The following is a 6952-nucleotide window of genomic DNA, read 5'->3' as shown; positions in this document are numbered from 1 at the left end:
TGGCCGGGCTACCTGGTCGACCGCGGGTCGAGCGCGCACATCATGGTGCGGCACACGGGCATCGTCGAGGACCTGCGCCTGGACGAGTGCGGCCTGACCTACCTCGACATGGACCCCTGGGGCTTCGCGCCGTTCGGCGACCCGAGCACCGGCGAGCAGCGAGCCATCAGCTTCCATGTCGACCTCGACAGGACGTGCGAGTCCATCGCGGCACTCTGCGGCGCGATGGACGCCGACGCCTACCGCGCGTTCGTCACCGACTGGGCCGCCCGCAACGAGGCCGTCTTCGCCGCCTTCCAGGACGTGCCCACCGCCGGCCGGCTCGGCCGCCACCTGTGGGGCGCCGGCAAGGCGGCCAGCGTCGGCGGTCTCGAGATGTCGCGGCAGTTCCTGCAGCCGGCCGACCAGCTGCTCGACGAGCACTTCACCGACGAGCGGCTCAAGACCGCGCTGTCGTGGCTCGGCGCGCAGTCCGGCCCACCGACCCACGAGGTCGCGACCGCAGACCTCGTCGGCTGGAACGCGCTGATGCACAGGCTCCCGCCCGGCCGCGCCGTCGGAGGCTCCGGCGCCCTCACCGCAGCCCTCGCCGAGCGGCTGCGGCGTCTCGGCGGCCGAGTCCGGCTCGGCGACGGTGCGGCAGCCATCACCCGCAGCGGCGACCGGGTCACCGGCATCACCACCGAGTCCGGTGACCACCTCACCGCCCGAACCGTCGTCGCGGGCTGCCACGTCCTCACGACCCTCGAGCTGCTCGCCGACGAGGCACTGCTCCGCCGGGCCACCACGGCCGTCCGGGTCGGCAACGGCATCGGCATGGTGGTCCGCCTCGCCACCACGGCACTCCCCCGCTACCCGGCGGCTGCAGACGACAGCGCCGGTGCGACGTACGCCTCGATGCAGCTCCTCGCGCCGAGCCGCACGTTCCTTCGCAGCGCGCACGGCGACTTCGTCGCGGGCCGCACCCCGGAGGAGCCGGCCGTCCTCGTCATGACACCCACCGCCCTCGACCCGTCGATCGCGCCGCCGGGCAAGCACGTGGTGACCGCGTGGGCGCAGTGGCACCCCTACGACCTGTCCACCGGCGAGCGCTGGGACGACATCCGTGCCCGCGAGGGCGAGCGGATCGTCGCGCAGGTCGAGCGGGCAGCGCCCGGCTTCACCGACGTGATCGACCAGGTGCACGTGCAGACGCCGCTCGACCTGGAGCGCGAGCTCGGGCTGCGCCGCGGCAACGTCATGCACGTCGAGATGGGCCTGGACTCGATGTTCAGCTACCGGCCGCTCCCCGAGCTGGCCGGTTACCGTACGCCGGTGCGCGGCCTCTTCCTCACCGGCGCATCGACGCACCCGGGTGGCGGCGTCTTCGGCGCGTCGGGCCGGACGGCTGCGCGCGTCGCGATGACGGCGGCCCGCCGGCGGTGGCGGTGACCACCGTGTCCTACGCCGTCCGTGGCCGACGCCGCCCCGGCGCATGGGTCCGCCCGCTGCCGTGGCTGCTGGCAGCCGCCACAGTGGGGCTGCAGATCGCCTACCCGCTGGTCGACGGAGCGGCTCGCGACCGCGTCACGGTCGCCACTGTGGTGACCTTCGCCGGCGCCTGCGTCGCGCACGCCGTCGTCAGTCGTGGCTCGGCGTGGGCCTTCGGCCTGCTGGTCATCACCGCCGGCGCGGGATTCGCGGCCGAGGTGGTCGGCGTGCACAACAGCCTGCCGTTCGGGCGCTACTCCTACAGCGACTCGCTCGGTCCGGAGCTCTTCGACGTGCCGGTCGTGGTGCCGCTCGCCTGGACGATGATGAGCTACCCGGTCTTCCTCGCGGCCCGCCGGCTGACCCGTCGCTGGGTGCCGCTCGTCGGCGGCTACGGGCTGATGGCGTGGGACATCTGCCTCGACCCACAGATGGTCGGCGACGGGCACTGGCGGTGGGCCGACCCGACACCATCGCTGCCTGGTGTGCACGGCATCCCGCTCACGAACTTCGCCGGCTGGTTCGTCGTCGGCACGCTGCTCATGCTGGTGCTCTCGGCGGCACTCCCCCGGCCGGCCCCCCGGCAGCGGGTGGACGAGGCCGTCCCGGCAGCGCTGCTCGCCTGGACCTGGGTCGGCTACGTCGTCGGCAACCTCTACTGGTTCGGCACCGACTCGGTCGCCCTTGTCGGCGGCATCGCGCTCGGCGTGGTCGTCGTGCCCTACTTGTGGTCGCTGTGGCAGTCCCGCGCATGAGGAGCCGCGCGTTCGACGCGCTCACCGCGGCCGGCACCGCGCTGGCCGTCGCCGGCACCGCCCACGCGGCCTGGAACCTCCGCCGGCTCCGCGTCCCCCCGCCCGATCCGCCGCCGGTGGCCGAGCGGGTCGCCGTCCTGCTGCCGGTCCGCGACGAGGCGGCGCGGGTCGCACCGTGCGTCCGGTCGGTCCTGGGCCAGCGCGGCGTGCGCGACCTCACCGTCCTGGTGCTCGACGACGGGTCGCAGGACGGCACGGCCGAGGTCGTACGTCGCGCAGCAGCAGGTGACGACCGTCTGCGGGTGCTCACCGGCGACGGGCTCCCGGCCGGGTGGTGGGGCAAGCCGTGGGCCTGCCAACAGCTCGCCGACGCCGCGCGGGACGCCGGCGCCGAGGTGCTCGTCTTCGTCGACGCCGACGTGGTGCTCGAGCCGCACGCCGTGGCCTCGTCGGTCGCCCTGCTGCGGTGGGCCGCCCTCGACCTCGTGTCGCCCTACCCGCGCCAGGTCGCGGGGTCGCCGGCCGAGCGGCTGGTCCAGCCGCTGCTCCAGTGGTCCTGGCTGACGACGCTGCCGCTCCGCCTCGCCGAGCGGTCGCCCCGCGAGTCTCTCGCCGCGGCCAACGGCCAGCTCGTGGTCGTCGACGCGGCCGCCTACCGCCGGGCCGGCGGTCACCGCGCGGTCCGCGCCGAGATGCTCGAGGACGTCGCACTGCTCCGCGCGGTCAAGCGCAACGGCGGTCGCGGCACCGTGGCCGACGGGACCGGCCTCGCGGCCTGCCGGATGTACGACGGCTGGCCTGACCTGCGCGACGGCTACGCGAAGTCGCTGTGGTCGGCGTTCGGCTCGACCAGCGGCGCGGTGGCCGTCACCGGGGGGCTCGCGGCGACGTACGTCCTCCCGCCGCTCGCCGCCCTCCGCGGCTCGCGCACCGGCCTCGTGGGGTACGTCGCCGCGGTGCTCGGCCGGGTGCTCGTCGGCCGTCGCGTGGGCAGCCGGGTCTGGCCGGACGCGCTGGCCCACCCCGCGTCGGTGGCGACCTTCGGCTGGCTGGTCGCGAGCTCGGTGCGGGGCCACCGGGCCGGCACGCTGCGGGCACGGGGGCGTCGGGTCGCGGGGCTACGGTCGGAGCCGTGACCTCTCGCGCCGCCACCGGCATGTGCTTCCAGCGCACCTACCCGCCGTCGCTCCTGACCGAGATGGCCAGACGGCTCGACGAGGGCGGCGCCGACCAGCTGTGGCTGATCGAGGACTGCTTCTACACCGGCGGCGTCAGCCTCGCCGCGGCTGCGCTCGCCGTGACCGACCGGCTGCAGGTCGGGCTGGGCATCCTGCCGGCCGTCGCGCGCAACGCCGCAGTGACCGCCATGGAGATCGCGACCCTGTGTGGGCTCGGGCCGGGGCGGGTCCTGCCCGGCATCGGGCACGGCGTGCAGGAGTGGATGGCGCAGATGGGTGCCCGCACCCCGTCGCCTCTCACGACGCTCGACGAGGTCATCACCGCGGTCACCCGGTTGCTCGCCGGCGAGACGGTGTCGATGGAGGGCCGCGAGGTGCAGCTGCGCGACGTGGCGCTCGACCAGGCACCGGTCGACCCACCGCCCGTCCTGGCCGGGGTCCGCGGCCCGAAGTCGCTGGCGCTCGCCGGCCGGGTGGCCGGCGGCGTCGTGCTCGCGGAGCCCGCCTCGCCGACGTACGTCCGGCTCGCGCTCGAGCAGGCCGGACACCCGGACCCGTTCCACGTCGCGGTGTTCGCACCGCTGTGCGTGGACCGCGACCGCGACACCGCGCGGCGCACCATGGCGCCCTGGCTCGGCGACGTCCTCGACGCGCCCAACGCGGGTGTGATGGCGATGCCCTTCGCCGACGACCTCATCGCCCTGCACCGGGACAAGGGTCTCGACGGGATCATGGCGATGCCCGACGACTGGTGGCTGGAGATCGGCCCGGTCGGCACGCTCGACGACGCCGCGGCCCACCTGACCCTCCTCGAGGAGGCCGGCGCGCACAGCATCGGCCTCTTCCCGGCCCCCGAGGTCGAGATCGGGCGCGCGCAGGTCGACGACGTGCTGGCCCTGGCCCGTCGCTAGCCCCCAGCCCCTGTCGAGGACCGCTAGCCGACCCGCACCGTCACGGCGTGCCAGCCGGTGGCGCCGGACGGGAACGGGTCGCGCTGCCGCTCCGGCTGCGTCATGCCGTCGGCGTCGGTCGCGCGCACCTCGAGGGTGTGCGCACCGGGCCGGGCGTCCCACGACCAGACCCACTGCCGCCAGGTGTCCGCCGACGGCACGTCGGCGAGCCGGGCCTGCTGCCACGGGCCGCTGTCGACCCGCACCTCGACCGCCTCGATCCCGCGGTGCTGCGCCCACGCGACCCCCGCGACCGCGACCCGGCCGGCCGCGACCCGGTCGAACGTCCGCGGGGTGTCGATCCGCGACATCGTGCGGATCGGCCCCTTCTCGGCCCAGCCGCGCTCGGTCCAGTAGGCCTTGGCGCGGTCGAAGCGGGTGAGCTCGAGGTCGACCAGCCACTTGGTGGCCGACACGTAGCCGTAGAGACCCGGCACCACCATCCGGCACGGGAACCCGTGCAGCACCGGGAGCGGCTCACCGTTCATCCCGACCGCGAGCAGGGCGTCCCGGCCGTCCATGACCACGGAGGTCGGGGTGCCGATCGTCATCCCGTCCGCGGAGCGCGACAGGATCATGTCGGGGTCGGCGCGCACGCCGGCCTCGGTCAGCAGGTCCGCGAGCCGGGCACCCAGCCAGCGCGCGTTGCCGACGTACGACCCGCCGACCTCGTTCGAGACGCAGGTGAGGGTGATGTCGGACTCGACCAGGTCGCGGGCCAGCAGGTCGCGCCAGGACAGCCGCAGCTCGCGGTCCACCATCCCGTGGACCCGCAGCTCCCAGTCCTCGGTGCGCACCTGCGGGACGACCAGCGCGGTGTCGATCCGGTAGAAGTCGTCGTTCGGCGTCGTGAAGGGCGAGAGGCCGCCCACCGGCAGCTCGGTGGCCCGCGGCAGCGGCTCCGCCGCCGCAACCGGCGCCGGGAGCCGCACCGCGGCCCGGCTCGCCGTCACACCCTCGCGACGGCGGGTGACCAGCCGGCCGAAGGTCCCGGCGACCACGGCGACCGAGCCGGCCGCCAGCAGCCCGACGAGCACCTGGCGGCGGCTCTCGTCGGCGAGCGGCGCGTCCGGGTCGTGGTCGGTGAGCGGGCGCAGCAGGAGGACGAGCGCGATGGCCCCGGCCGCGGCTCCCGCGACCGACGGCAGCGGGTCGAGGAACCTGCCCTCCGGGCGGGTCGCCGCCGCGGCGGCGCCGACCAGACCCAGGGCGGCCACGCCCGCCAGCCCGGCGCCCTGGCGTCGCACGGTCACGGCGCCGGTGACGAGAGCGAGCAGCACGAGCACGACGAGGATCGACCCGACCAGGACCGGCTTGTCGTTCGTCCCGAACGTCGTGACCGCCCAGTCCTTGAGCCAGGCCGGGGTGGCGTCGATGACGCTGCCCCCGATCGCGACCACCGGCGACGCCTCCGGGCGCAGCAGCGCCGCCACCAGCTCGGCGACGCCCAGCGCGACGCCGGCGGCGACCAGCCCGGCCAGGGCGCCGAGCAGCGTGCGGGTGCGGCCCACGTCCCTCACCGTACGGCCGCAGGGGCCGGGCCGCCGGTGACTCGCGGGCCGGTCAGCGGGCCGTAAGGTCACGGCGTGGCCCGGGTCGTCGTCGTCGGAGCCGGGATGGGCGGGCTCGCAGTCGCCGCCCGGCTGGCCACCGCCGGCCACGACGTCGTCGTGTGCGAGCAGTCGGACCGCGTCGGGGGCAAGGTCGGCACCGTCGAGCGGGACGGCTTCGTGTTCGACACCGGCCCATCACTGCTGACGCTGCCCGCCGTCTACCGCGACCTGTTCGTCAAGACCGGCCGGCCGATCGAGGACTCGCTCGACCTGGTCGAGGTCGACCCGGCGTTCCGCTACCGCTTCCCGGGGCTGAACGGGGTCGGCGACGGCGGGCCGGTGTGGCTCGACGTGCCCAACGCGTCGCGCGCCCGGACCGTCGCGGCGATGGACGCCGCCCTGGGATCCGGCGCGGGCGAGGACTGGGCGGGCTTCCTCGACCGGGCGCACCAGGTCTGGCAGGTCACGCGCGGTCCCTTCCTCGAGTCGCCCCTGGAGGGCCCTCGCGACCTGCTCCGGCTCGCGCGACGTACGTCCGACGTCCGCACGGTCGCGCCGTGGTCGTCGCTGCGTGCCATCGGCCGCAAGCACCTGCGCGACCCGCGGCTGCGGATGCTGCTCGACCGCTACGCGACCTACACCGGGTCCGACCCGCGGCGGGCGCCCGCGGCACTGGCCGTGGTTCCCTACGTCGAGCAGACCTTCGGCGCGTGGCACGTGTCGGGCGGCATCCGCCGGCTGGCGGACGCGGTGCACGAGCGCGCGCTGCTGCGCGGCGTGGACGTGCGGACCGGCACCGAGGTGACCGGGGTGCTGGTCGAGGGCGGCCGGGCCGCGGGAGTCGAGCTGGCCGACGGCCAGCGGATCGCGGCCGACGTCGTCGTGTCGGACGCCGACGCGACGCATCTCTACGGCGACCTGGTGCAGCGCACGGTGGCGGCCTCGGCCCGGCGCCGGCTGGCCCGCGCGACGCCGTCGCTGTCGGGGTTCGTGCTGCTGCTTGCGGTCCGTGGGCGCACGCCCGAGCTGGCCCATCACACCGTGCT

At 75.4% G+C, this 6952-nt stretch carries 6 protein-coding genes; 5 read left to right on the top strand and 1 reads right to left on the bottom strand.

Annotated elements, in window-relative coordinates; all coding sequences use genetic code 11:
• The 4 genes from VK640_13975 to VK640_13960 form a co-directional block, all read left to right on the top strand.
• Positions 1-1431, top strand: a 1431-nt coding sequence (locus VK640_13975; GenBank protein ID HTE74289.1) for an NAD(P)/FAD-dependent oxidoreductase, incomplete at its 5' end; no start/stop codon positions are given.
• Positions 1428-2225 (top strand): carotenoid biosynthesis protein, encoded by a 798-nt coding sequence (locus VK640_13970; GenBank protein ID HTE74288.1) that lies wholly within the window; start codon positions 1428-1430, stop codon positions 2223-2225. The genes VK640_13975 and VK640_13970, both read left to right, overlap by 4 nt.
• Positions 2222-3361, top strand: a complete 1140-nt coding sequence (locus VK640_13965) for a glycosyltransferase family 2 protein (protein ID HTE74287.1) — start codon at positions 2222-2224, stop codon at positions 3359-3361. Before VK640_13970 ends, VK640_13965 begins: the two co-directional genes overlap by 4 nt.
• The gene (locus VK640_13960; GenBank protein ID HTE74286.1) at positions 3358-4314 is read left to right on the top strand and encodes an LLM class flavin-dependent oxidoreductase; all 957 of its coding nucleotides are present in this window, start codon (positions 3358-3360) and stop codon (positions 4312-4314) included. The genes VK640_13965 and VK640_13960 overlap by 4 nt, the downstream gene beginning before the upstream one ends.
• 23 nt (positions 4315-4337) lie before the next feature.
• Here the strand turns inward: VK640_13960 and VK640_13955 are convergent, their stop codons facing one another.
• Entirely contained in the window at positions 4338-5864 is a 1527-nt protein-coding gene (locus VK640_13955; protein HTE74285.1) for a molybdopterin-dependent oxidoreductase, read from the bottom strand.
• Between the two features lie 75 nt (positions 5865-5939).
• Here VK640_13955 and crtI point away from each other — a divergent pair.
• Positions 5940-6952 (top strand): phytoene desaturase family protein (gene crtI / locus VK640_13950; protein ID HTE74284.1); only part of this gene is annotated, 1013 nt, incomplete at its 3' end.

The organism is Actinomycetes bacterium (genome assembly GCA_035489715.1).
In the GTDB taxonomy this organism is placed as follows: Bacteria; Actinomycetota; Actinomycetes; order JACCUZ01; family JACCUZ01; genus DATHAP01.
This window is presented reverse-complemented; position numbering and strand designations above follow the sequence as displayed.